General features: G+C 59.3%; 22 protein-coding genes. 8 read left to right on the top strand and 14 right to left on the bottom strand.

Annotated elements, in window-relative coordinates:
* Positions 1–332: 332 nt before the first annotated feature.
* From msrQ to mrcB, 9 genes are all read right to left on the bottom strand, one after another.
* Positions 333–953: a protein-methionine-sulfoxide reductase heme-binding subunit MsrQ gene (gene msrQ, locus AB4P94_RS11020; protein WP_395610543.1), complete on the bottom strand. Its 621-nt coding sequence runs from the start codon at positions 951–953 to the stop codon at positions 333–335.
* Positions 953–1966 (bottom strand): protein-methionine-sulfoxide reductase catalytic subunit MsrP, encoded by a 1014-nt coding sequence (msrP, locus tag AB4P94_RS11015; RefSeq protein WP_395610542.1) that lies wholly within the window; start codon positions 1964–1966, stop codon positions 953–955. Before msrP ends, msrQ begins: the two co-directional genes overlap by 1 nt.
* 63 nt (positions 1967–2029) lie before the next feature.
* A complete protein-coding gene (pssA, locus tag AB4P94_RS11010) occupies positions 2030–2887 on the bottom strand; it encodes a CDP-diacylglycerol--serine O-phosphatidyltransferase (protein ID WP_395610541.1) in 858 nt (285 codons plus the stop codon).
* Between the two features lie 144 nt (positions 2888–3031).
* Complete coding sequence (gene ilvC, locus AB4P94_RS11005) at positions 3032–4048, bottom strand: ketol-acid reductoisomerase (RefSeq protein ID WP_003176099.1); 1017 nt, start codon at positions 4046–4048, stop codon at positions 3032–3034.
* Between the two features lie 46 nt (positions 4049–4094).
* On the bottom strand, positions 4095–4586 hold the full coding sequence (ilvN, locus tag AB4P94_RS11000; RefSeq protein WP_003176102.1) for an acetolactate synthase small subunit: 492 nt from the start codon (positions 4584–4586) through the stop codon (positions 4095–4097).
* Between the two features lie 2 nt (positions 4587–4588).
* Positions 4589–6313 (bottom strand): acetolactate synthase 3 large subunit, encoded by a 1725-nt coding sequence (locus AB4P94_RS10995; protein WP_395610540.1) that lies wholly within the window; start codon positions 6311–6313, stop codon positions 4589–4591.
* A gap of 431 nt (positions 6314–6744) precedes the next feature.
* Positions 6745–7074, bottom strand: coding sequence for a YqcC family protein (locus tag AB4P94_RS10990; RefSeq protein ID WP_395610539.1), 330 nt, complete (start codon positions 7072–7074; stop codon positions 6745–6747).
* Positions 7074–7808, bottom strand: coding sequence for a tetratricopeptide repeat protein (locus tag AB4P94_RS10985; RefSeq protein ID WP_395610538.1), 735 nt, complete (start codon positions 7806–7808; stop codon positions 7074–7076). Before AB4P94_RS10985 ends, AB4P94_RS10990 begins: the two co-directional genes overlap by 1 nt.
* Positions 7809–7824: 16 nt before the next feature.
* Complete coding sequence (gene mrcB, locus AB4P94_RS10980; RefSeq protein ID WP_395610537.1) at positions 7825–10149, bottom strand: penicillin-binding protein 1B; 2325 nt, start codon at positions 10147–10149, stop codon at positions 7825–7827.
* A 118-nt stretch (positions 10150–10267) separates the two neighbouring features.
* On the opposite strand from mrcB, the gene AB4P94_RS10975 reads away from it, so the two are divergent.
* The 3 genes from AB4P94_RS10975 to AB4P94_RS10965 all read left to right on the top strand — a co-directional run bounded on the left by AB4P94_RS10975 (position 10268) and on the right by AB4P94_RS10965 (position 12740).
* Positions 10268–11824: an AAA family ATPase gene (locus tag AB4P94_RS10975; RefSeq protein WP_395610536.1), complete on the top strand. Its 1557-nt coding sequence runs from the start codon at positions 10268–10270 to the stop codon at positions 11822–11824.
* 93 nt (positions 11825–11917) lie between these two features.
* A complete protein-coding gene (locus tag AB4P94_RS10970; protein ID WP_395610535.1) occupies positions 11918–12262 on the top strand; it encodes a pentapeptide repeat-containing protein in 345 nt (114 codons plus the stop codon).
* A 205-nt stretch (positions 12263–12467) separates the two neighbouring features.
* A complete protein-coding gene (locus AB4P94_RS10965; protein ID WP_395610534.1) occupies positions 12468–12740 on the top strand; it encodes a TfoX/Sxy family protein in 273 nt (90 codons plus the stop codon).
* A gap of 243 nt (positions 12741–12983) precedes the next feature.
* Here AB4P94_RS10965 and AB4P94_RS10960 read toward each other — a convergent pair whose 3' ends face one another.
* From AB4P94_RS10960 to AB4P94_RS10950, 3 genes are read right to left on the bottom strand one after another with little or no spacing between them, the layout of a single operon-like run.
* Entirely contained in the window at positions 12984–13751 is a 768-nt protein-coding gene (locus tag AB4P94_RS10960; RefSeq protein ID WP_395610533.1) for a heme ABC transporter ATP-binding protein, read from the bottom strand.
* Entirely contained in the window at positions 13751–14788 is a 1038-nt protein-coding gene (locus AB4P94_RS10955; RefSeq protein WP_395610532.1) for a FecCD family ABC transporter permease, read from the bottom strand. Before AB4P94_RS10955 ends, AB4P94_RS10960 begins: the two co-directional genes overlap by 1 nt.
* On the bottom strand, positions 14785–15663 hold the full coding sequence (locus AB4P94_RS10950; protein WP_395610531.1) for a hemin ABC transporter substrate-binding protein: 879 nt from the start codon (positions 15661–15663) through the stop codon (positions 14785–14787). Before AB4P94_RS10950 ends, AB4P94_RS10955 begins: the two co-directional genes overlap by 4 nt.
* Before the next feature lie 155 nt (positions 15664–15818).
* Here AB4P94_RS10950 and AB4P94_RS10945 point away from each other — a divergent pair, with 155 nt between their 5' ends.
* Positions 15819–16136 carry a Rieske (2Fe-2S) protein gene (locus tag AB4P94_RS10945; RefSeq protein ID WP_395610530.1) on the top strand — a complete coding sequence of 106 codons (318 nt, stop codon included), beginning with the start codon at positions 15819–15821 and terminating at the stop codon, positions 16134–16136.
* Here AB4P94_RS10945 and sfsA read toward each other — a convergent pair.
* Together sfsA and AB4P94_RS10935 are read right to left on the bottom strand one after the other, a co-directional pair.
* Positions 16133–16846, bottom strand: a complete 714-nt coding sequence (gene sfsA, locus AB4P94_RS10940) for a DNA/RNA nuclease SfsA (protein ID WP_395610529.1) — start codon at positions 16844–16846, stop codon at positions 16133–16135. The two genes, AB4P94_RS10945 and sfsA, sit on opposite strands and share 4 nt — an antisense overlap.
* A complete protein-coding gene (locus AB4P94_RS10935; protein ID WP_395610528.1) occupies positions 16846–18018 on the bottom strand; it encodes a pyridoxal phosphate-dependent aminotransferase in 1173 nt (390 codons plus the stop codon). Before AB4P94_RS10935 ends, sfsA begins: the two co-directional genes overlap by 1 nt.
* A gap of 320 nt (positions 18019–18338) precedes the next feature.
* On the opposite strand from AB4P94_RS10935, the gene dksA reads away from it, so the two are divergent.
* The 4 genes from dksA (at position 18339) to AB4P94_RS10915 (ending at position 22928) form a co-directional block, all read left to right on the top strand.
* The gene (gene dksA / locus AB4P94_RS10930) at positions 18339–18779 is read left to right on the top strand and encodes an RNA polymerase-binding protein DksA (protein WP_026083092.1); all 441 of its coding nucleotides are present in this window, start codon (positions 18339–18341) and stop codon (positions 18777–18779) included.
* An 84-nt stretch (positions 18780–18863) separates the two neighbouring features.
* Positions 18864–19751 (top strand): tRNA glutamyl-Q(34) synthetase GluQRS, encoded by an 888-nt coding sequence (gene gluQRS / locus AB4P94_RS10925; RefSeq protein ID WP_395610527.1) that lies wholly within the window; start codon positions 18864–18866, stop codon positions 19749–19751.
* A 62-nt stretch (positions 19752–19813) separates the two neighbouring features.
* Positions 19814–19990, top strand: coding sequence for a hypothetical protein (locus AB4P94_RS10920; RefSeq protein WP_003176118.1), 177 nt, complete (start codon positions 19814–19816; stop codon positions 19988–19990).
* The gene (locus AB4P94_RS10915; protein ID WP_395610526.1) at positions 19974–22928 is read left to right on the top strand and encodes a sensor histidine kinase; all 2955 of its coding nucleotides are present in this window, start codon (positions 19974–19976) and stop codon (positions 22926–22928) included. The genes AB4P94_RS10920 and AB4P94_RS10915 overlap by 17 nt, the downstream gene beginning before the upstream one ends.
* The last annotated feature ends 10 nt before the right edge of the window (positions 22929–22938 follow it).

The following is a 22938-nucleotide window of genomic DNA, read 5'->3' as shown; positions in this document are numbered from 1 at the left end:
ATTTGCTGTCAAGTGATTATTTTCAGAAGTTTTCGAAGATTTCTTCAACAACTTCAACCACTTGCGCTTCCGATCTCTCGTTAGCGGGAGGCGAATTCTACAGCGTTACACGCTGCTGTCAACACCTCTTTTTCTCCGCTTTCGACCGAGAAGATCGAAACGTTAATAGAGCCAAACAACACCGCTCTATCAACTCCTTCTGGGCTTCGATGAACTGAAGCAACTCGCTGTCGAATCTCGCATAACTCTTTGTTTACCAAGGAGTTTTCCGTTTCGACTGCGCCGGAAGTGGGGCGAATTATAGACTTCCAGAATCTGCCGTCAACCCCTAATTACGCTTTTGTTGCAGAAAGTGGTTTTTTCGCAATAACGCGGGGGATCCGGCGCATGACAGGGGGAATCCGCAGCACTAAAAGCAGCGCACCTATAGAAGCATAGATAGCCCATTCCTTGAGATCCGCTCGAACAATCCACAACATATGCAGCAAACCGAGCCCGAGAATCACGTAGACCAGACGGTGCAGCTTCTTCCAGCGACTACCAAGCCGGCGTTGACTGTAACGATTCGACGTTACCGCCAATACCAATAAAGACAGAAAACCCAAGGCCCCCACAATGATGTAAGGCCGCTTACGCAGCTCCACCCCCAGCTGCGACCAATCCAACCCAAGGACGAACACGCAGTAGGCCGCCAAATGCAGCACCACATAAGCAAAGCACCACAGCCCCAACTGCCGGCGAACGGCTATCCACCCCGCCCAACCGCTCAACTTTTGCAGTGGTGTCATCCCCAAAGTGATGAGCAGCAGGATCAAGGTGCCCAACCCCAACCGGTCAACCATTACTTTCCCCGGATCAGGCCCTAGCGCCGAGCTCCACGCTTCATAAAGCCAGAACAACGGCCACACCGCCGCAGCTATAAAGACGCCAATGCGCCAGACGGGATAGCGCATCAGTAGTTCTTCCGCAGATCGAGACCGGTATAGAGAGAAGCAACCTCATCCGAGTAGCCGTTGAACATCTGCGTTTCACGCACATTAGGGCTAAACAAACCACTAGGGAGGCGCCGCTCGCGCGCCTGGGTCCAGCGAGGATGATCAACCGTCGGATTCACATTTGCGTAAAACCCATATTCATCCGCAGCAATGCTCTGCCAGGTTGTTTTCGGCTGCTCACTGACAAGACTGATCCGCACGATGGACTTCACACTCTTGAAGCCATACTTCCAAGGCACCACCAAACGCAACGGCGCGCCGTTCTGGTTTGGCAACTCTCGCCCATACATGCCCACAGCAAGAATCGCCAATGGGTTCATCGCCTCATCCAAACGCAGCCCCTCTACATAAGGCCAGTCGATCAAACCAAAGCTTGAGCGCTGACCCGGCATGCTTTTAGGGTCTTGCAGGGTTTCAAAGCGGATGTACTTGGCTTTGGACGTTGGCTCAACTTGCTTGAGCAAGGCCGAAATCGGGAAACCCATCCAGGGAATGACCATCGACCACGCCTCAACACAGCGCAAACGATAGATCCGCTCTTCCAGCTGATAAGGCTTCATGAAGTCCTCCAGGGCGTAACGCCCCGGCTTCGCTACCTCGCCATCAATCACAACACTCCACGGCTCGGTCTTGAGAGAGCCCGCATTCGTCGCCGGATCACCTTTGCCTGTGCCGAACTCATAGAAGTTGTTGTAGTGGGTCGCATCCTTGAACGGAGTGATTGCCTCGTCCTTCACGGTGACCGCCTGCCATTTTGTAGCTGGCAGCTTCTCGGCAAACCATTTCGGCGCGTTACCCGGCTCAACATCGACGTAGCGGGCAGCCTCTTCGGCACTGGCCCAACGCGGCAAGCTACTGGCTGCGACACCGGCAAGCGCACCACCGAGCAAACTGCGGCGTGAGAGGTAGAAGGATTCAGGCGTGACGTCCGATTCGTGGCAATCGGACGCTTTGGGCAATTTGATTAACATGGCAACTCCGCAGCATTGGAGGACTGATGCACCAATAGACTGCGGAGTATGGGGGAAATTACATTAAGACAATGTTTTGTCGCGGCGCAAATGCAGCAGGTACTGAACTGGCCCCGAAGCCGCGTAGACAAGGAACGCCAACAGCAGAATGCGCGGTGGATCGCTGAATACCACCGCAAATACCAGTACCACGACCAGAATCGCCACAAAAGGCACGCGCCCCTTGAGATCGAACTCCTTGAAGCTGTTGTACTTAATGTTACTGACCATCAGCATGCCAGCCGCCGCAACCATCAACGCCACCAGAAACGACATCTTCGAACCCTGGATGCCGTAATCACTGAACGCCCACACAATACCCGCCACTACACCCGCAGCCGCCGGGCTGGCCAGTCCAATGAAGTAACGCTTGTCGGCGGTACCCACCTGGGTATTGAAGCGCGCCAGACGCAAAGCTGCACCCGCGACATAAATGAAGGCAACCATCCAACCGACCTTGCCCATATCACCCAATGCCCAGGCAAACGCCAGCAACGCGGGTGCAACACCGAAGGCGACCATATCCGACAGCGAGTCGTACTCGGCACCGAAGGCACTCTGGGTATTGGTCATGCGCGCCACACGACCATCAAGGCCGTCGAGTACCATGGCCACGAAAATGGCGATGGCCGCAAAACCGAAATATTTGCTGGCACTCGCCGCATCACCCGCTGCCAGCGCGCTCTGAGCGCTCATGGAATTGATGATGGAATAGAAACCGGCAAACAGGTTCGCCGTGGTGAACAGGTTGGGCAGCAGATAGATGCCACGATGCCGGACCTTGCGACCTTCCGCATCATGCCCTTCTTCGACATGCTCATCGATCGGCAGCAGGCTTTCGGCGTCAGAGGCCTGGTTTGGCTCTTCGGGACGTTCGGTCATGGACTTTACCTTGCAACGGTGTGAAAAGAATTCGACAAATACTCGCGGCACATGTTCGCCCGCAAACGATGCAGCTTTATACCAGAACCCGCCCCCAAACGAAAAAACGCGGCCTGGGCCGCGTTTTCTCTTGATGCGTACGACTTAGTTTTTGGCTTTGTCGACGATCTTGTTGGCACCGATCCACGGCATCATGGAGCGCAGCTGCTCGCCGATGACTTCGATACCGTGAGCGGCGTTGTTACGACGCTTGGCGGTCATCGAAGGGTAGCCGGTAGCGCCTTCGCTGATGAACATTTTGGCGTATTCGCCGTCCTGAATACGTTTCAGGGCGTTGCGCATGGCCTGACGGGACTCGGCGTTGATCACTTCCGGGCCAGTCACGTACTCGCCGTACTCGGCGTTGTTGGAGATCGAGTAGTTCATGTTGGCGATGCCGCCTTCGTACATGAGGTCAACGATCAGCTTCAGTTCGTGCAGGCATTCGAAGTAGGCCATTTCCGGCGCGTAGCCAGCTTCAACCAAGGTTTCGAAACCGGCTTTGACCAGCTCAACGGTACCGCCGCACAGAACGGCTTGTTCACCGAACAGGTCGGTTTCAGTCTCGTCCTTGAAGGTGGTTTCGATGATGCCGGTACGACCGCCACCAACACCGGCTGCGTAGGACAGCGCAACGTTTTTGGCGTTGCCCGATGCGTCCTGGTAGATCGCGATCAGGTCAGGGATGCCGCCGCCTTTGACGAACTCGGAACGCACGGTGTGGCCCGGTGCTTTCGGCGCGATCATGATCACGTCGAGGTCGGCACGTGGAACAACCTGGTTGTAGTGAATCGCGAAGCCGTGGGAGAAGGCCAGGGTGGCGCCTTTCTTGATGTTCGGCTCGATTTCGTTTTTGTACAGCGCGGACTGGAACTCGTCCGGGGTCAGGATCATGACCAGGTCGGCAGCTGCAACAGCAGAAGCAACGTCAGTCACTTTCAAGCCGTGGGCTTCAGCCTTGGCAACAGTGGCCGAGCCTTTGCGCAGGCCAACAGTCACGTCAACGCCGGAATCTTTCAGGTTGCAAGCTTGCGCGTGACCCTGGGAGCCGTAGCCGATGATGGCGACTTTCTTGCCCTGGATGATCGACAGGTCACAATCTTTATCGTAATAAACTTTCATGAGGTTCCTCTATATATCCAGGCCGTAAGGCCATTCACTAATTGGGTTAAATGCTGAGTACTTTGTCGCCACGGGCAATCCCGGTGACACCACTGCGTACAGTTTCCAGAATCGAGGCCGTCCCGATCGACTGGATGAAGCTGTCCAGTTTGTCGCTTGTACCGGTCAGTTGAACGGTATAAACGCTGGCGCTCACATCAACGATCTGCCCGCGATAAATGTCGGTAGTGCGTTTGATCTCGGCACGTTGGGCACCCGTGGCCTTGACTTTAACCAGCATCAGCTCGCGCTCGATGTGGGCACTTTCCGACAAGTCGACCAGCTTGACCACTTCGATCAGCTTGTTGAGGTTCTTGGTGATCTGCTCGATCACCTCATCGTGGCCCACGGTGGTCAACGTCAGGCGCGACAGGGTCGGGTCTTCGGTCGGGGCCACGGTCAGGCTTTCGATGTTGTAGTTGCGTTGCGAAAACAGGCCGACAACACGAGACAGAGCGCCGGGTTCGTTCTCCAGAAGCAGGGAGATAATGTGCCGCATGATTAAGTACGCTCCGTCTTGTTCAGCCACATGTCGCGCATAGAGCCGTCTTTGATCTGCATCGGGTAGACGTGCTCGCTGGTATCCACCTGAATATCCAGGAACACCAGACGGTCCTTCATGGCGAACGCCTCTTCCATCTTCGGCTTCAGATCTTTCAAATCAGTGATGCGCATGCCGACGTGGCCATAGGCTTCAACCAATTTTACGAAATCCGGCAGCGACTCCATGTAGGAATGGGAGTGACGGCTGTTGTAGCTCATGTCCTGCCATTGACGAACCATGCCCAGCACGCCGTTGTTCAGGCAGACGATCTTCACCGGAAGGCCGTACTGCAGGCACGTCGACAGTTCCTGGATGTTCATCTGGATGCTGCCCTCACCGGTGACGCACGCCACGTCGGTGTCAGGGAAGCTCAGCTTCACGCCCATGGCCGCCGGGAAACCAAAGCCCATCGTGCCCAAGCCACCGGAGTTGATCCAGCGGTTAGGCTTGTCGAACTTGTAGTACTGCGCGGCAAACATCTGGTGCTGGCCCACGTCGGAGGTCACAAAGGCGTCGCCCTTGGTCACTTCGCACAGGGTCTCGATCACGGTTTGTGGCTTGATGATGCTGCCGTCGCCCTTGTCGTAAGGGAACAGGCCACGATCACCGCGCCATTCGTCGATCTGCTTCCACCAACTGGCAACAGACTCTTTGTTCGGTGTTTCGCCGATGTCCTTGAGCGCGGCAACCATTTCGGTCAACACGCTTTCCACGGGACCTACGATCGGCACGTCGGCCTTGATGGTCTTGGAAATGGACGCCGGGTCGATATCGATATGGATGATCTTGGCATTCGGGCAGAATTTGCTCGCGCCGTTGATCACACGGTCATCGAACCGCGCGCCCACGGCCAGGATTACGTCAGCGTGGTGCATGGCCAGGTTGGCGGTGTAGCTGCCGTGCATGCCCAGCATGCCGACGAACTGACGGTCGGTACCCGGAAATGCGCCGAGGCCCATCAAGGTGTTGGTCACCGGCAGGTTGAGCAGCTTGGCCAATTCGGTCAAAGGTGCGGAACCGCCACCCAGAATCACGCCACCACCCGAGTACAGTACAGGGCGCTTAGCCGCCAGGAGCATTTCTGCCGCCTTGCGGATTTGCCCCGAATGCCCACGAACGGCCGGGCTGTAAGAGCGCAGCTTGGCTTTTTTCGGGAAGATGTATTCGAACTTCTCGGCCGGGTTGGTCATGTCTTTCGGGATGTCTACAACGACAGGGCCCGGGCGACCGGACTGCGCGAGGTAGAAGGCCTTTTTCATGACTTCCGGAATTTCCGAGGGATGCTTGATCATGAAGCTGTGTTTCACGATCGGCCGGGAGATACCGATCATGTCGGTTTCCTGGAATGCATCGGTCCCCACCATGGTGCTTGGGACCTGGCCGGAAATGATCACCATCGGGATGGAGTCCATATACGCAGTCGCGATGCCGGTAATGGCATTCGTTGCGCCTGGGCCGGACGTTACCAGTACCACACCGGCTTTACCGGTGGCACGGGCGTAACCGTCAGCCATATGGGTCGCGGCCTGTTCGTGGCGAACCAGGATGTGGGTAACAGCCGGTTCCTTGAACAGTGCGTCGTAAACATGCAGCAGAGCACCACCTGGGTACCCGTAGATATAGTCGACGCCTTCGTCACGCAAAAAGCGGACGAGCATCTCACCACCAGATAAAAGCTCCACGTTGTTCACCTCTAAAACGCCAGAATACCGTCCGTTGAAAACCGACGGGTCTTAATAGGTTTACTTCTCAACAGAGCATGAGCGACGGTGGTCGCCGACTACGTCAGCACTGACTGAGCAAGTATTGGGATCGTCCCAAGTGTTGCGGGCTTTTCCCACCCAGCGCGAGGTAACGCGTTGCGGGTGTTACAGGTCGGCGCGGATGTGCGCCTCATGATCTGCTGAGCGGGCCTGCTTCTGGCAGTCCCGATACAGCGGACTTTGGATTCTTCTGTTTCAGGCCGTTCAAGTCAAGCAATAATTGCGCTTTTTTCCAACTAAGCGCATGAGAACGTAGAAGAAAGGGCTTTGAGGAGGGATAAAACTCGCCTGAATGTCGTGAAGCGGTAGAAATGTGCGCAAGGCTGCCGGAAAACCCGGCAGTCAGGCAATTAACGAGCGTCGACGATCAATTGGTCGAACTTTTTCAGCGCGTTACGTAAACCAAGGCTCTCTTGCGGGCGATCCGCGTAGACCATCTCGGCCATCTCCATGATCCCCGACGCATTGGGCAATGGCAGGTCCTGTTCGAGAATCTGCTTCATGCGCGCCAGGAAGATCCATTGCAGCCACTGGTGGAAGTCCAGCGTGTCGACTGAAAAAGGCTCCACGCTGCTCAGCGCTTCCACGCTGGGGGACACCTCGTCCCACCAGCCCTGCACGCGCAACTCACGCTCGATCAGCAATAACTGTTCGGCAATTGCTGGAAAACGCGCATCCATCAGTAAGTAACCTTGCCTTTTTGCCGAGCCTGAGCGGCGCCGGCGGCATCGCCCTGGGCGGCACGCGCATCGCCAATCAGGGCCCACAGGTTGGCTTGCAGGTCCGGGCGACCGTTAGCCAGGGTCAGGCCGCGACGGGCAAACTGCTCGGCTTGCGGAGCATCACCCTGAGCCATGCGTACCTGGGCCAGACGATACAGCACTTGTGGCTCACGAGGCGCCACGCGCTGGGCACGTTCAAGGCTCGAGGATGCGCCGTTCAAGTCGCCACCGGCCTGTTGCTGCTGGGCGGTGGTCAACAGGGCCAGTACCGGACCATCCAGCTGCTCGTCAGCCGACAAGCCGCCGGAGCCGGACGACGACGGAATACCGCTCGGCGTCGATGGCATGCTGTAAGAGCCCTGATTGATCGGCGCCGTCTGAATTGGCGTGGAATCCACCGGCCCCGAAGTGCTTGGGCCTGGGGTCCACGGCTCGGCACTGATCGGTGCCGACGTTGCCGCACCACCGCCCGGCACCATCACCACCACACCCGAATCCTGCGGAATCGACTGAGGCGTGGCCTGGGCTGGGCGCTTGACCACGGTCTGGCGGAAGCCGCCCGTGGCCGAGATACGGTCGTTATTGGAAACGTTAGTGCTCGAGTCCACCACCGGAATCGAGCCGCGTTGCACGCTGGCGCAACCGTTGAGCAAAGCCAGAGCTGTAATAGCTGGAATCCACCACTTGTTCACTTGAAACCCTCTTTGCTTAATTCATCCAGCCCTTGACCCAATCCATCACCGATTCCGCACTGGCAGGGGCACCGCCACCGCAGGCGGGCCCGGCAGGTGGCTCGCTGCCGCGAATATACGGCATCTGCACCGCGCCCGGGCAGTTGGCATCAGAGCCCTGCCCGGTGTGCGGATCAATCCACGCCTGCACGATGTTATCCGGCTGCGGCATATTAAGCGGCAGCGGGTCGGCTTTGCGCATGAAACTTGTCCACACCTGCAACGCGCCGGTCGCGCCGGTGAACGGTGTTTTGCCGTTGTCATCCCGACCCAGCCACACCACCGCCAGTACGTCCTGGCCGAAACCTGCGAACCAGCTGTCCCGAGAGTCGTTACTGGTGCCAGTCTTGCCCGCCAGCGTCAGGTTCGCCGGCAGCACGTTGTAGACCGAACGCCCGGTGCCTTCACGCATCACGCGCTGCATGGCGTTCTGGATCAGGTAGATGGAGCCCGCATCGAAGCGCTGCTGAATCTGGAACGGATAACGCTTGAGTGGCTCACCCTCGGCGGTCAGCACGCTGCGAATACCGCGCATCGGCGTATTGAAGCCACCGTTGGCGATGGTTTGGTACATCGTGGTCACTTCCATCGGCGTCATGGCGCCAGCGCCCAGCAGCATCGACGGGAAAGCCGGGAACTCACGATTGATGCCCAGGCGACCCAGGGTTTTCAACACGTTCGGCACGCCCACTTCCAGCCCGAGACGCGAGGTGGAAATGTTGTAGGAATGCGCCAGGCCCTGGTACAGGAAAATCGTACCGTTGGAACGACGTTCAAAGTTCTTCGGCGTCCACACCTGGCCGTCAGCCAGCTTGACCGACAGCGGCTCGTCCGAGAGCCAACTGGTCAGGGTGTATTTGCTCGGTTTTTCCAGTGCCGTGAGATACACCGCCGGCTTGACCAGCGACCCAATCGGCCGCACTGCATCCAGCGCACGGTTGAAACCGGCGAAACTGGCCTGGCGACTGCCGATCATGGCCTGTACTTCACCGGTTTCCGGGTTGGTCACGACCATGGCGGCTTCGACCTCGTCGGCTCCCTTGCGGCCCGTCAGGCGTTTGAAGGTGTCGTTGACGGAAGCCTCGGCCTTCATCTGCAGAATCGGGTCGAAACTGGTGAAGATTCGCAGGCCTTCTTCGGTCAAGTCTTCATCGCGGTAGTCTTCACGCAGTTGGCGTTTAACCAGGTCGATAAAGCCCGGGAAGGAACTGTCGGCCAGTTTGCCGCGCGTGGTCACACCCAGTGGCATTTTCTTCGCGGCGGCCACTTGCTCAGCGGTAGCGACGCCCTGTTGCTCCAGCACATCGAGTACCAGGTTGCGGCGCTCCAACGCACGTTCAGGGTTGCGGCGCGGGTTGTAGTAGGACGGGCCCTTGACCATACCCACCAGCAAGGCGACCTGGTGCAGTTTCAACTCGGACAACGGTTGCCCGAAGAAGAACTGACTGGCCAAGCCAAAACCGTGCACCGCGCGCTGGCCATCCTGACCGACGAACACCTCGTTGAGGTACGCCTCAAGGATTTCCTGCTTGCTGTAATGCAACTCCAGCAACATGGCCATCATGGCTTCGGTGAGTTTGCGGGTCAGGCTGCGCTCGTTGGTCAGGTAGAAGTTCTTGACCAATTGTTGCGTCAGCGTACTGCCGCCTTGGGTCATCTTCCCGCCGGAGGTGTTGACCCAGATCGCGCGAGCAATGGATTTGGGCGAGACGCCCCAGTGGCTGTAGAAATCGCGATCTTCTACGGCCACCAGGGTTTCGAGCAGATACGGTGGCACCTGATCAAGCTTGATCAGGATCCGATCTTCGAGGTTTTTCGGGTAAATGCCGCCGATCAGCAGCGGTTCCAGGCGCACAACCGGCAATTTGGCGCCATTGAGCGACGACAACTCGGCGACGTAATCGCCGGAGAAACGCACGCGAACCGGTTGGGCTTTTTCCAGGCCTTCATAGAACTGGAAGCCACGGGTATTCAGGTCGACCGTATTGCCACTGACGGCTGCCGCCCCCGGGCCGTTACTCACAGGCTCGCGGCGATAGCCCAGAGCGTCGAGTTCGGTGAGGAAATCATCCTTGCTCAGCTTCTGGCCGTTGAACAGTTCCAGCGGGCGAGCGTACACCTTGGCCGGGATGGTCCAGCGCTTGCCGGAGAACTTCTCCTGGACCACAGCGTCGAGGTACACCGCAAAGCCGGCGAGCACCACAAGGCCCACGAGGCTGAGCTTGAGCGCCCAGCCCAGCCACGGGCGCAGGCCACGGGAAGGAGGTTTTTTACGGGAACGGGGAGATCGGGTTCGAGTCATGGCGGCGGATTATACGCACTTTATTGATGATCAACATGAGCCGGACAGCGGTTTGCACGACCGCTCGTAGCGGCCATAATGCCCGCCATGTTTTCCCCCAGACTTTGAAGGATCGCCCGTGAGCCAGTCCCTGATCGCTGCCCTGCAAAACCCGGCTTTATACCCTCACCCGGTTGAAGCATTTCAAGTCATCGAAACCCATATTTCCTGGGTGGTCCTGACCGGTCCCTATGCTTATAAACTGAAGAAGCCGATGAACTTCGGCTTTCTCGATTTCACCGTTCTGGAAGACCGTGGCCACTTCTGCCGGGAAGAGCTGCGCCTCAACGCGCGCCTCACCGAAGATTTGTATCTTGAAGTGTTGCCGATCACCGGCACAGCCGAAGCCCCGCAATTGGGCGGCGACGGCCCGGTGATCGAGTACGCACTGAAAATGCGCCAGTTCCCGCAAAGCCAGATGCTCAGCACCTTGCAAGCCAACGGCGAATTGACCAGCGCGCACATCGATGAGATGGCCCGGCAGATTGCGCATTTCCACCTTACGGCGCCTAAAGTGCCACAAGAACACCCCGCCGGTACGCCAAATGAAGTGATGGCACCGGTTCGTCAAAATTTCGAACAGATCCGCCCCTTCCTCAGCGACAAGGCTGACCTGGTGCAACTCGAAGCGTTGCAAGCCTGGGCTGAAAGCAGTTTCGAGCGCCTCAAGCCGCTGTTTCAACAGCGCAAACTCGACGGTTTCACCCGCGAGTGCCACGGCGACATCCACCTGGGCAACGCCACCCTGATCGATGGCAAAGTGGTGATTTTCGACTGCATCGAGTTCAATGAGCCTTTCCGCTTCACCGACGTGTACGCCGACACCGGCTTCCTGGCGATGGACCTGGAAGACCGTGGCCTCAAATCCCTGGCACGCCGCTTTATCAGCCAGTACCTGGAACTGACTGGCGACTACCAAGGCCTTGAAGTACTGAACTTCTACAAAGCCTACCGCGCCCTGGTGCGCGCCAAGGTGGCGCTGTTCAGCATGCCGAGCGAAGCCGACCCGGTACAACGCGCCACCACCCTGCGCCAGTACCGCAACTACGCCAACCTGGCGGAGAGCTACAGCACCATTCCTTCACGCTTCCTGGCGATTACCCACGGGGTTTCGGCCGTCGGCAAAAGCCACGTCGCAATGCGCCTGGTAGAAGCACTCGGTGCGGTGCGCCTGCGTTCGGACGTCGAGCGCAAGCGCCTGTTCGGTGAGCAAAAGGTCGAGAACACGCCACAATCCGGTATTTATGCGGCCGACGCCAGCGCAGCCACCTACGCTCGCCTGAACGAAATAGCCGATACCGTTTTACGTGCCGGTTACCCGGTGGTACTGGATGCCACCTTCCTGAAACGTGAGCAACGTGACGCCGCCGCCAGGATTGCCGAAGCCACAGGCGCGCCGTTCCTGATTCTGGATTGCAACGCACCGCAAGCGGTTATCAGCAGTTGGCTGGCACAACGTCAGGCAGATCAAAACGATCCGTCCGACGCAACACTGGCCGTAATCGAAGGGCAGCAAGCGAACCGCGACCCGTTGTCGGCCGAAGAACTGCTGCTGAGCAAGCGTGTGGAGACCAACGAAAGCGGCACACTCGACGCGCTCGTGGCGCACATCCGCCAGCGCCTGCCCGGCCTGTAAGAAATATTTCTTGGTCGTGTCACCGTTCTTCGGTGCACGGCCGAGCAATAGTGGCACTATAATGGCGTCATAATTCCAACAGGAGTCGCCATCATGAGTCAGCCCAAGCTTCTCGACACCCCGCTCTACGCGCTCCTGCATAAAGACGACATTCGCGGCTTCAACCAGGAGCGCCCCAAAGAAGGCGCCATCGACATGCGTGGCGGCGACTTTCGAGGGCTGGACCTGCGTGACCTGAACGCCACCGGCATAGATTTCACCGACGCCTACTTCCGCTCCGCCGACTTGCGCGGCCTGGATTTGCGCGACTGTTCGCTGGAAGGCGCGAGCCTGGCCCATGCACAGATCTCCGGCACCTACTTTTCCCCGGACCTGACCGCCGACGAAATCCTCATGTCGGTCAATTTCGGTACTCGCCTGCGCTACCGCACCAAGTAACACCTCAACCCAAACCCCGGCCCCCACCCTGCGGGCCGGGCGTTTCTCGCCTGCTTATCGCCAAACCTCTCCCAACGCACTCTTATAAGCTTTTCAGCCATTGCTGACCAAAGAACCACGCTTTTCCTACTGAGCGCTACACTCTTTTTCAGGCTTGCCTGGTCACGATACCCACCGCACCATTCGGCCGTCGCAAGGAGGCTTGATGAACGATGAGCTGCAACACCTGAAAAACCTGGGCAAGACGTCGGCACAGTGGCTGCACGCGGTGGGCATCCACAGCGCTTCCGACTTGCGCCGCCTGGGGGCGGTTGATGCCTACCGCGCCGTGCGTACTCGCGGGTTCCGTGCATCGAAAGTACTGCTGTATGCAATTGAAGGCGCATTGATGGACGTGCACTGGAACGACATCCCGACGGAGCGCAAGGAGGCTTTGAACCGTCAGCTGGATGCGATCTCGACGCGTCAGAAAAATTAGATCGGCAACAAAGCCCACTGTTTACGGGCGCTGCAAATAGGCGCTGAACAAAACTCGCTAGAGACGCAAAACAAAGGTTGACTCTCAAATGAGAATCGTTATGATTATCACAACTGGTCGCGAGATCAGCCGATAACTGAAAGACCATTGGTTCGGACTCTCAGATTATCTCCTCATCAGGCTAATCACGGTTATTTGACCCGGCTCTTGCCGGGTCTTTTTTTGCCTTGGGAAAAGTGGATTTCAGCGCGCAATGATCAACGGGTGCCCACGCTCCGGATGCGGCTGCACCAACACATCCAGGCCAAACACCGCCTTCAGCGGCTCCGGCCTCAGCACCGCTTGCGGCGTGTCCAAGGCATGCGGGCGCCCACCTTCCAGCAGCAGAATGCGATCGCAGTAACGCGCAGCCAGGTTCAAGTCATGAAGTATCACCAACACCGCCGCCCCGCGATCGGCAAAACTACGGATAGCTTGCAAAGTGGTGTGTTGATGCAAGGGGTCGAGCATTGAGGTCGGCTCATCCAGCAACAGCGTCTGCCCTGCTTCGCCCGGCCATAACTGCGCCAACACCCGCGCCAGGTGCACACGCTGGCGTTCACCGCCGGACAATGCCAGGTAGCTGCGCCCACTTAAATGCCCGACATCCGCCGCCTGCAAAGCCGCCTCGATGATTTCATCATCACGCACCCGCCCGGTTTGATGAGGCAAGCGCCCCATGCCGACCACTTCCTCGACACGAAAGGCGAAATCCAGCGTGGATGCCTGCGGCAATACCGCCAGCCGCTGGGCACGCTGCGTACCACTCCAGTCCTTCAGCGCCTGCTCATCCAGCCACACATTCCCCTGATCCGGTTGCAGTTCACCGCACAAAGCCCCCAGCAGAGTGCTTTTACCCGCGCCATTGGGCCCGAGCACCCCCAACACTTCCCCCGGCACCAGTTCAAGAGTGACATCTGCCAATACAACTTTGCGGCCGCGCCGGATCTGCAGCTCTTCCACACGCAGCATCAGGCACGCCCCCGCAACAACAGATAGAGAAAGAATGGCGCGCCAATAAACGCGGTCACGATGCCAATCGGCAACTCCGCCGGCGCCAACGCCAGCCGCGCGACCAAATCGGCGAACAACAACAGGCTGGCCCCGGCCAGCACAGACGCCGGCAACAGCACGCGGTGGTCCGGCCCGGCCAGCAGCCGCACCAAATGCGGCACCACCAGCCCGACAAACCCGATCATCCCCGCCGCCGCCACCGCCGCGCCCACACCCAGGGCGGTGCAGAACACCAGTTCACGCTTGAGACCTTCAACATCGACGCCCAAGTGATTGGCTTCAGACTCACCGAGCAACAACGCATTCAGTGCCTTGGCTCGGCGCGGCAACCACAGCGCCACCCCGGCGCTCACCAGCAGCAATGGCCACAACCGCGAATAACTGGCGCCGTTGAGGCTACCCAGATTCCAGAAGGTCAGGGTGCGCAACGTGGCGTCATCCGCCAGATAGGTAAACAACCCCACCGCCGAGCTGGCAAGGGCGGTGAGGGCGATACCGGCGAGCAACATCGTCGCGACATTGGTCTGGCCGTTGCGACGCCCGAGCCGATAAACCAATGCGGTGACACCCAACCCGCCGAGAAATGCACACAGCGACAACAAGTAAGGCCCAAACGCATCCGGCAAACCGCCGAAAAAGGAACCGCCGACGATGGCGATGGCCGCACCCAACGCCGCCCCACTGGACACCCCGACCAACCCCGGGTCGGCCAGCGGGTTGCGAAACAAACCCTGCATCGCCACACCCGACAAGGCCAGCACGCCGCCGACCGCCAGCCCCAGCAAAGTGCGCGGCAGGCGGATCTGCCCCAAGATCAACTCGGCTTGCTCCAGCCCCTGCGCCTCTATCGGCACGCCGATCAAGCGCAATGCCGCTTTAAGTGTGTCCAGCAATGGCAAGCTGACCGGGCCCAGCGCCAACGACAGCCAAATCGCCAGCGCACACAGCAGCGCCAGCCCGACAAACAACGTTTTCGGCTTAACCAAAGTGGTCATGGGGCAGGTTTAGCCTGGGACGGGTAAAACCCGGCAGCCAGCGTCACCAGGCTTTGCGGCAGCCGCGGCCCAAGCCCACCGACCAGCAAGGTCGGGTCCAGCTCAAACACTCGACCATTCTTTGCGGCCGGCGTTGACGCCAGAATCGGATTTTCCTTGAACAGGGCCGCGCGCGCCGCATCGCCAGTCAATGCGCGATCGGCAAATACCAATACATCCGGGCTCAACCCCGCCAGCGACTCCACCGAAAACGGCTTGTAACCGGTGTGGGTCGCCAGGTTATGTCCGCCCGCCTGCTGCAACAGCCAATCGGCAGCGGTGTCTTTACCCGCAATCAGCGGCTTGCCACCCGCGTGGCCCAGCAACAGCAGCACACCCGGCGCTTTCTGCGTGGCCTGGGCCTTGGCGACCCAGCTTTTCTGCTGGTCCAGCGCCTGTTCATATCCGGTAAACAATTCATTGGCCCTGGCTTCATTACCGAGCAATTTACCCAAGTGCTGAAGGTTGCCTTTCAAGGTCGGCAAATCCGGCTGGGCCGAAAACATTTCAACCTGAACGCCCGCGCCGCGAATCTGCGACAGTATGGGCGGCGGGCCCATTTCTTCGGTCCCGATCAGCACCTGCGGACGCAAACTCAGGATGCCTTCTGCCGACAATTGCCGCTGGTAACCAATGCTCGGCAACGCCTTGAGTGATTCCGGATGTTGGCTGGTGGTATCGACCCCCACCAACTTCGACTCGGCGCCCAGCGCCGCGACCCATTCCGATAGCGCCCCACCGGCACTGACCCAGCGTTGTGGCAGTTCGGAGGCCTGGGCCCCGTGGTTGACCAGCAGTAAGGCAACAAGCGCAATAGCGCTGGTACTCAGGCGCATAACAGGGTTTCCTTCCAAGGGCAGGGCCGCGCAGGCACTCACCGATGTGACAGACGGGACCTGTCTGGCATCGTACTGAGCGCCCGGTCAGCTATGGGCGAAGCGGGCATTTGATAATTGTTTGCATTTGAACGTCAAGGCACTTAAGGATTGAAATGAAGTTTCTCTGCCCCTCAGACAGTCTCGCACCAGACAGCAGCCGCGGTTTCGAGATCGACGGCTGTAAGCTGTTGGCCGTGCGCCGAGGTGGCGTGGCTTACGTTTATATCAACCGCTGCCCCCATCGCGGCATTACGCTGGAATGGCAGCCCGACCGGTTTCTCGATGCCAGCGCCAGCCTGATCCAGTGCGCCACCCACGGCGCGCTGTTCCTGATCGAAAGCGGCGAATGCATCGCCGGCCCGTGCGCAGGCCAACACCTCACCGCCCTGCCAAGCCGCGAAGACCAACAAGGCCTGTGGGTGGAACTCTAGTCACCCATCAATACGTCCAGGCGGCGGTCGATAAAAATCTCCTCTGGCGTGACGTGCACACCATAGGCCAGCACTTGCACACCGGCGGCTTTGGCTTCATGCAAGGCGGCGGCATAGCCGGGGTCGATTTCCACCGCTGGGCGCACGGCATCAATGCCTGAGAGATTCACGCAATACAGCTGCACCGCCCGCACACCTTCACGCGCCAAATGCGCCAACTCGCGCAAATGCTTGGCGCCGCGCTGGGTGACAGCATCGGGAAACGCCGCCACCGTCGAGCCATCGAAGCCCAGGGTGACGCTCTTGACCTCCACATACGCAGCGCCCTGTGGGTAATCCAGGCGAAAATCGATGCGGCTTTTTTCCAGACCGTAAGGCACCTCACGCTTCAACGCCGTAAAACCGTTGAGTTCGGTGATTACCCCGGCACGCAACGCTTCTTCGACCAGTTGATTGGCGCGCGCTGTGTTGACGCACGCCCGTCGACCTTGCGGCGTTTCGGCAATTTCCCAGGTGCCGGGCAGCTTGCGCTTTGGGTCATCGGAACGGCTGAACCAGACCTGCCCGCCTTCGACCATGCAATTGAGCATCGAGCCGGTGTTCGGGCAGTGAATGGTCAGCAACTCGCCGCTAACGGTTTCGATATCGGTGAGAAAACGCTTGTAGCGTCGAATCAGTCGCGCTTCTTCGAGGGGAGGATGAAAGCGCATCAGGCTTGCCAGCTCTGCAGGCCACGGGCAATGCGCTCCACCGCTTCCTGTAGCCGATCGAGGTTTTGCGTGTAGGCAAAGCGCACATGGTGGCCCGCCTGAAAGCGTCCGAAATCCAGCCCGGGCGTGAAGGCTACGTGTTCGGTTTCAAGGAAGTGGCGGCAGAACGCGAAGGCATCACCGCCAAACGCGCTGATATCGGCATACAAATAGAACGCGCCCTCCGGCTCTACGGCGATGCCGAAGCCCAGTTCGCGCAGGGCTGGCAACAGGAAATCGCGACGGCGCCCGAATTCCGAACGACGTTCTTCCAGGATGCTAAGGGTTTGCGGGGTAAAACAGGCCAATGCCGCGTGCTGGGCCATGCTCGGCGCACTGATGTAGAGGTTTTGCGCCAGCTTCTCCAATTCGCCCACGGCAGCCGGTGGTGCTACCAACCAACCGAGGCGCCAGCCGGTCATGCCGAAATACTTCGAAAAACTATTTAAGACAAAGGCATCGTCGTCGACTTCCAGCACGCTGGCCGCCTCGGTGCCGTAGGTGAGGCCATGATAGATCTCGTCGACCACCAGATGGCCGTTACGCGCTTTGATAGCGCTCGACAACCCAGCCAATTCATCCCGAGTGAGGATCGTGCCGGTAGGGTTCGCCGGCGACGCGACCAGCGCGCCCACGCTGTCCTGGTTCCAGTGTTTGCCCACCAGGTCAGCGGTCAATTGGTAACGCACGTCCGGGCCGACCGGCACCAGTTGCGCCGCGCCTTCCACCAGCCGCAGGAAGTGACGATTGCACGGATAACCGGGATCGGCCAACAACCAATGCTTGCCCGGATCAACCAACAGGCTGCTGGCGAGCAACAAGGCGCCGGAGCCGCCGGGGGTGATCAGAATGCGTTCAGGGTCCACGCTCAGGCCGTAGCGCTGCCCGTAGAAGCCGCTGATGGCCTCGCGCAACTCCGGCAAGCCGCGAGCGGCGGTGTAGCGGGTCTTGCCGTTGGCCAGCGCCGCCTGGCCGGCCTGAATGATCGGCTCGGCCGTGGTGAAATCCGGCTCGCCGATTTCCAGGTGGATCACGTCATGGCCGGCTGCTTGCAGCTCATTGGCCCGCGCCAGCAACGCCATGACATGAAAAGGTTCGATGGCGCGACTGCGCGCACTGTAGGGCTGAGCCATTAGCCTTCCTTAACCGTGAGGACAAAATCAGGATTCTACCGAACCCGCGCGGTAAAACATGTTCTATTGCCTGCCCGGCCACTCAGGCGGCCCGGGCAAGCGCGCGCAAAACGACTAAAATCAACATTCGAGGCGTTACATGTCCAGCCATGGCGGGCTATTGCAGTTTGCAACCCCGGCATGATGGCCCCTCGACAACCGGGAGTGGCGCACCCCGAATCTATCTGGTAAGTTCGCCCGCTTGCAGCCGCAGGGCCGGCAGGTGTCGGTGACGTTGCAATCCTGCGCAATGGATTAGAAGAGTGAGAGGCGGTCTATTCATGTCCACCCAAGCAAAGCAACAGCAGCAGAGCCTCAGTGGCTTCACACCTTACGTCGAAGCGAAGGGTGAGGAGTACATGGGCAAGCCCATGCGCCAGCACTTCACCAAGATCCTGCAAAAGTGGAAGCAGGACTTGATGCAGGAAGTCGACCGTACGGTTGACCACATGAAGGACGAAGCCGCCAACTTCCCGGACCCGGCAGACCGTGCCAGCCAGGAAGAGGAATTCGCCCTCGAACTGCGCGCCCGTGATCGTGAACGCAAGCTCATCAAGAAAATCGACAAAACGCTGCAACTGATCGAAGACGAAGAATACGGCTGGTGCGAATCCTGCGGCGTCGAGATCGGTATCCGTCGCCTGGAAGCCCGCCCCACTGCGGACCTCTGCGTAGACTGCAAGACCTTGGCTGAAATCAAGGAAAAACAGGTCGGTAAGTAATCTCTACCGAACTGAACGAATGGGGCGTGAAAACGCCCCATTTTTGTTTCTGGCGTTTGCCGTTTTTCCAGTAGTATCCGGCCCATGACAGCTTCTACCTATATAGGGCGTTTCGCCCCTACGCCCAGCGGCCATTTGCATTTTGGCTCGCTGGTTGCCGCCCTCGCCTCCTACCTTGATGCCCGCGCCAATCACGGCCGCTGGTTGATGCGCATGGAAGACCTTGACCCACCCCGTGAAGAACCCGGCGCCCAGGCGGCGATTCTGCACGCCCTGGAAAGCTATGGTTTTGAGTGGGACGGCGAACTGGTCCGACAAAGCGAACGGCATGAAGCCTACGCCAAAGTGCTGAACGACCTGTTCAACCACGGCCTGGCCTACGCCTGTACCTGCTCGCGCAAACAACTGGAAGCCTACAACGGGATTTACCCCGGGCTGTGCCGCAATGCCGGTCACGACCAGCAGGACGCAGCCATTCGTTTGCGTGTCCCGGAGCTTGAGTACCACTTCACCGACCGCGTACAAGGCGAATTCCGACAACACTTGGGCCGCGAATCAGGCGATTTCATCATCCGTCGCCGCGACGGCCTGTATGCCTATCAACTCGCGGTGGTGCTCGACGATGCCTGGCAAGGCGTCACCGACATCGTACGCGGCGCCGACCTGCTCGACTCCACTGCGCGCCAGCTGTATTTACAGGAACTGCTGGGCCTGCGCCAACCGCGCTACCTGCATGTACCGCTGATCATCCAGCCGGACGGCAACAAGCTGGGCAAGTCCTACCGCTCCCCGCCGTTGACACCGGACCAAGCCACGCCTTTGCTGGTGAGGGCATTGCGCGCCCTCGGCCAGCAATCCGGTGATGAATTGCTGCACGCCAGCCCACGGGAACTGCTGGATTGGGGCATCCGGCACTGGGATGCCGGCAAGATCCCGCGCACACTCACGCTGGCCGAAGCGCAATTGAGCTGAAGGCGCTTGCAGCTTGGCCACCATCCGTTACCATCGCCGCACGTTTTTACACAGAGGCCAACATGTACATCTATCGATTGGTCCTGCTGCTGGTCGTCGGGATCTACCTGTTTTCCCCTGCCATCATGGATTGGTGGATCGACGCCACGGGCGCCTGGTACCGCCCGTATCTGCTGTGGCTGATATTGATCGTCGTGACCTTCATCCTGCAGAGCCAAAAAGATGCCGATGAGCTTTAGCCTCACCCAGATGCTGCTGATCAGCGCCGCCTACCTGGCGGCGTTGTTCGGCGTCGCCTGGATCAGTGAGCGCGGAATGATTCCGCGGGCGATCATTCGCCATCCGTTGACCTACACCTTGTCCCTGGGCGTTTATGCCAGTGCGTGGGCGTTTTACGGAACCGTGGGCCTGGCCTACCAGTATGGCTATGGTTTTCTCTCCAGCTACCTCGGTGTTTCCGGTGCATTCCTGCTCGCGCCGGTGTTGCTCTACCCGATCCTGAAAATCACCCGCACCTATCAGTTGTCGTCCCTCGCGGACTTGTTTGCCTTCCGCTTTCGCAGCACCTGGGCCGGCGCGCTGACCACCATTTTCATGCTGATCGGCGTGCTGCCGTTGCTGGCCTTGCAAATCCAGGCCGTAGCCGACTCCATCAGCATCCTGACCCGCGAGCCCGTGCAACATCGCGTAGCCCTGGCCTTCTGCGCACTGATCACACTGTTCACGATTTTTTTCGGCTCACGCCATATCGCCACCCGCGAAAAACACGAAGGCCTGGTCTTTGCGATTGCCTTTGAGTCGGTGATCAAACTGATCGCTATCGGCGGCGTCGGCTTGTATGCGCTCTATGGTGTATTCGACGGCCCGCAACAGCTGGAACTGTGGCTGCTGCAAAACCAGACCGCCCTCGCTGCCTTGCACACGCCGCTGCAAGAAGGCCCGTGGCGCACATTGCTGCTGGTGTTCTTCGCCTCGGCGATCGTGATGCCGCACATGTACCACATGACCTTCACCGAGAACCTCAACCCGCGTTCACTGGTCAGCGCCAGCTGGGGCTTGCCACTGTTCCTGCTGTTGATGAGCCTGGCGGTGCCGCTGATCCTGTGGGCAGGCTTGAAACTCGGTGCTACCACCAACCCCGAATACTTCACCCTCGGCATCGGTATTGCGGCGAATAGCCCGGCACTGGCGATGCTCGCCTACGTGGGCGGTTTGTCGGCGGCGAGCGGGTTGATCATCGTGACCACCCTGGCCCTGTCGGGCATGGCGCTCAACCACCTGGTGCTGCCGCTGTACCAACCACCGGCTGAGGGCAATATCTACCGCTGGCTGAAATGGACGCGCCGCGCACTGATCGTCGCGATCATCATGGCAGGCTACGGCTTCTATCTGTTGCTGGGCGCCGGGCAAGACCTGGCCAACCTCGGCATCGTCGCATTCGTCGCCACGTTGCAGTTCCTGCCAGGCGTGTTGTCGGTGCTGTACTGGCCGACGGCCAATCGCCGTGGCTTTATCGCCGGGTTGCTGGCGGGAATCCTGGTATGGATCGTCACCATGCTGCTGCCGTTAGTCGGCAACCTGCAGGGCTTCTACATCCCGTTGCTCAACATGATTTACGTGCTGGACGATACCAGCTGGCACATGGCGGCGATCGCATCCCTGGCGGCCAACGTATTGATGTTCACCCTGATCTCGCTGTTCACCAACGCCAGCCCTGAGGAAACCAGCGCCGCCGAAGCCTGCGCCGTGGACAACGTACGCCGCCCGCAACGCCGCGAGCTGCACGCGGCGTCGCCTCAGGAGTTCGCCACACAACTGGCCAAGCCCCTGGGTGCGAAAGCGGCGCAAAAGGAAGTCGAACAAGCACTGCGCGATCTTTACCTGCCATTCGACGAGCGCCGCCCCTACGCGCTGCGCCGCTTGCGCGACCGTATCGAAGCCAACCTGTCCGGCCTGATGGGCCCGAGCGTGTCCCAGGACATGGTGGAAACCTTCCTGCCTTACAAGGCCGGCGGTGAAAACTATGTGACTGAAGACATTCACTTCATCGAGAGCCGGCTGGAGGATTACCACTCGCGCCTCACCGGCCTCGCCGCCGAGCTCGATGCCCTGCGCCGCTACCATCGCCAGACCTTGCAGGAACTGCCGATGGGCGTGTGTTCCCTGGCCAAGGATCAAGAGATCCTGATGTGGAACAAGGCCATGGAAGAACTCACCGGCATCGCCGCGCAGCGGGTGGTGGGCTCACGCTTGAATACCTTGGGCGAGCCGTGGAAAGAACTGCTGCAAGGCTTCATCAACCTGCCCGACGAGCACTTGCACAAACAACATCTGGCCCTCGATGGCCAGACTCGCTGGCTTAACTTGCACAAAGCCGCCATCGACGAGCCCCTGGCGCCCGGTAACAGCGGCCTGGTGTTGCTGGTGGAAGACCTCACCGAAACCCAAATGCTCGAAGACAAACTGGTGCACTCCGAGCGCCTGGCCAGCATTGGTCGACTGGCAGCCGGCGTGGCCCACGAAATCGGCAATCCGATCACCGGTATCGCGTGCCTGGCGCAAAACCTGCGCGAAGAGCGCGAGGAAGACGACGAAATCACCGAGATCAGCGGGCAGATTCTTGAGCAGACCAAGCGCGTGTCGCGCATCGTGCAGTCGCTGATGAGCTTTGCCCACGCGGGCGCCCATCAGAATCAGGACGAAGCCGTGTGCCTGGCCGAAGTGGCGCAGGATGCCATTGGGCTGCTGGCCTTGAACCGGCGTAATTTCGAAGTACAGTTTTTCAACCTGTGCGACCCGGACCATTGGGTTGACGGCGACTCCCAACGCTTGGCGCAGGTGCTGATCAACCTGCTGTCAAACGCCCGTGACGCGACACCGGCCGGCAGTGCGGTACGCGTCAAGAGCGAGGCTTTCGAGCACACGGTCGATCTGATCGTCGAAGACGAAGGCAGTGGTATTCCACAGAACATCATGGACCGATTGTTCGAACCTTTCTTCACCACCAAGGATCCGGGTGAAGGTACCGGTCTGGGCCTTGCACTGGTCTATTCCATCGTTGAAGAGCATTATGGACAAATCACCATCGACAGCCCGGCTGACCTTGAAAGCCAACGCGGCACCCGTATCCGGGTGACCTTGCCGCGTCATGTCGAAGCGACGTCCGCTGTGAACTGAGACCGTCGAG

It is taken from the genome of Pseudomonas sp. B22129 (assembly GCF_044218875.1).
GTDB lineage: Bacteria > Pseudomonadota > Gammaproteobacteria > Pseudomonadales > Pseudomonadaceae > Aquipseudomonas.
The sequence above is the reverse complement of the archived record's forward strand: the minus strand, read 5'-3'. Positions and strand labels throughout refer to the sequence as shown.

What these genes read in the sequence shown, in the direction of transcription:
- msrQ (WP_395610543.1), bottom strand. Translation starts at nt 953, where the DNA reads ATGCGCTATCCCGTCTGGCGCATTGGCGTCTTTATAGCTGCGGCGGTG.
- msrP (WP_395610542.1), bottom strand. Translation starts at nt 1,966, where the DNA reads ATGTTAATCAAATTGCCCAAAGCGTCCGATTGCCACGAATCGGACGTC.
- pssA (WP_395610541.1), bottom strand. Translation starts at nt 2,887, where the DNA reads ATGACCGAACGTCCCGAAGAGCCAAACCAGGCCTCTGACGCCGAAAGC.
- ilvC (WP_003176099.1), bottom strand. Translation starts at nt 4,048, where the DNA reads ATGAAAGTTTATTACGATAAAGATTGTGACCTGTCGATCATCCAGGGC.
- ilvN (WP_003176102.1), bottom strand. Translation starts at nt 4,586, where the DNA reads ATGCGGCACATTATCTCCCTGCTTCTGGAGAACGAACCCGGCGCTCTG.
- AB4P94_RS10990 (WP_395610539.1), bottom strand. Translation starts at nt 7,074, where the DNA reads ATGGATGCGCGTTTTCCAGCAATTGCCGAACAGTTATTGCTGATCGAG.
- mrcB (WP_395610537.1), bottom strand. Translation starts at nt 10,149, where the DNA reads ATGACTCGAACCCGATCTCCCCGTTCCCGTAAAAAACCTCCTTCCCGT.
- AB4P94_RS10970 (WP_395610535.1), top strand. Translation starts at nt 11,918, where the DNA reads ATGAGTCAGCCCAAGCTTCTCGACACCCCGCTCTACGCGCTCCTGCAT.
- AB4P94_RS10965 (WP_395610534.1), top strand. Translation starts at nt 12,468, where the DNA reads ATGAACGATGAGCTGCAACACCTGAAAAACCTGGGCAAGACGTCGGCA.
- AB4P94_RS10960 (WP_395610533.1), bottom strand. Translation starts at nt 13,751, where the DNA reads ATGCTGCGTGTGGAAGAGCTGCAGATCCGGCGCGGCCGCAAAGTTGTA.
- AB4P94_RS10955 (WP_395610532.1), bottom strand. Translation starts at nt 14,788, where the DNA reads ATGACCACTTTGGTTAAGCCGAAAACGTTGTTTGTCGGGCTGGCGCTG.
- AB4P94_RS10950 (WP_395610531.1), bottom strand. Translation starts at nt 15,663, where the DNA reads ATGCGCCTGAGTACCAGCGCTATTGCGCTTGTTGCCTTACTGCTGGTC.
- AB4P94_RS10945 (WP_395610530.1), top strand. Translation starts at nt 15,819, where the DNA reads ATGAAGTTTCTCTGCCCCTCAGACAGTCTCGCACCAGACAGCAGCCGC.
- sfsA (WP_395610529.1), bottom strand. Translation starts at nt 16,846, where the DNA reads ATGCGCTTTCATCCTCCCCTCGAAGAAGCGCGACTGATTCGACGCTAC.
- AB4P94_RS10935 (WP_395610528.1), bottom strand. Translation starts at nt 18,018, where the DNA reads ATGGCTCAGCCCTACAGTGCGCGCAGTCGCGCCATCGAACCTTTTCAT.
- dksA (WP_026083092.1), top strand. Translation starts at nt 18,339, where the DNA reads ATGTCCACCCAAGCAAAGCAACAGCAGCAGAGCCTCAGTGGCTTCACA.
- gluQRS (WP_395610527.1), top strand. Translation starts at nt 18,864, where the DNA reads ATGACAGCTTCTACCTATATAGGGCGTTTCGCCCCTACGCCCAGCGGC.
- AB4P94_RS10920 (WP_003176118.1), top strand. Translation starts at nt 19,814, where the DNA reads ATGTACATCTATCGATTGGTCCTGCTGCTGGTCGTCGGGATCTACCTG.
- AB4P94_RS10915 (WP_395610526.1), top strand. Translation starts at nt 19,974, where the DNA reads ATGCCGATGAGCTTTAGCCTCACCCAGATGCTGCTGATCAGCGCCGCC.